1 protein-coding gene and 1 pseudogene are annotated in these 1,071 nt (G+C 40.2%); both read left to right on the top strand.

What is annotated here, in order from left to right:
• Positions 1 to 493, top strand: a pseudogene (locus F6K49_RS52335) (hypothetical protein); the annotation flags it as partial.
• A 147-nt stretch (positions 494 to 640) separates the two neighbouring features.
• On the top strand, positions 641 to 1,071 hold a 431-nt coding region (locus F6K49_RS52330; RefSeq protein ID WP_293110970.1), incomplete at its 3' end, for a hypothetical protein.

Here is a 1,071-nt window from a genome sequence, read left to right as displayed (position 1 = left end):
GGAGATAGTAGGAGCGCAATTGCAGGCGGAAAGTATTACTACCTTGGAACACTATTGGGAAGGGGGTTCAAAGCAAGGATTGATGGCGCGGTATTTGACTGGAGTAGTGGAAGATTGTGGACCAGAAAATCAGCAGGTGGCGGAACTGGTGCTATATTTACTAACCGATGAAAAATGCAATCGTCCACTGAAGACCAAGGCTGAGTTAGCTAATCATTTAGGAACAGAAGCTGAAAAATTAGAGTTGGTGTTAAGGATTTTAGTAGAGTCGGGCTTAGTGGTTAAGGTACCGGAGCCTGTTGCTGACCGCTATCAATTGGGGCATGATAATCTTGTTTATTATCTACGACAACGAGCACTGAAGTTAGATGAGTTAATTACAGAACTAAAACCAGCTTATCAGGCTAAGCAGATATTGGCAAACTCTAACCAAAAAGCAACCCATCAGATTAGGATTGGGTCAGCAGTATTGAGCCTGACATGGATGAAGTAAAGGGTGCATCTCATTCGCAACCCTTGATGCCTCTGGAGAAATATCCTCTAGTTTATTGGCCAGAAGCCTAAATTCCCGACTCTAGCAGTTAAAATCAGGAGTAAGGTAGAAAACTACTATGTTACAGCTAAATCTTGAGAGTGATCAATGCCCTCACTTAGACGCTTGAAGCAAAAACAAGAAGACTTTGAAGAAATTTATGAAATATTAAGCGAAAAGTTGAGTAGGCTCAGGAGAAGGTACAATATTGAGACTGATACAGCAGTGAAGTTTAAGCTAAAGGAGGAAATTAAAGAATGTAAAGAAGAGATAGAGGAAATAGAAGAAAAACTTGATGATATAGAGGAAAAAATCGATAACTATCAGAAAGGCAATCATTCTCAGCCTATAAACAAACCTCAAAACGTTGATACCTTACATAAAGTTTTGCTCAAGTTGGGGTATTGGCAGCAACAACAGCTATTTGAAAAAATTGTCAGAACCCATCAACAATCTCACGGTGCATTTCTCATTCATGGTAAGTCTCGTGACTATGGTCAACGATGGTTAGCGAATCGATTAGCCTTTAATGCTGCCCA

The organism is Moorena sp. SIO3I6, from assembly GCF_010672095.1.
This window is presented reverse-complemented; position numbering and strand designations above follow the sequence as displayed.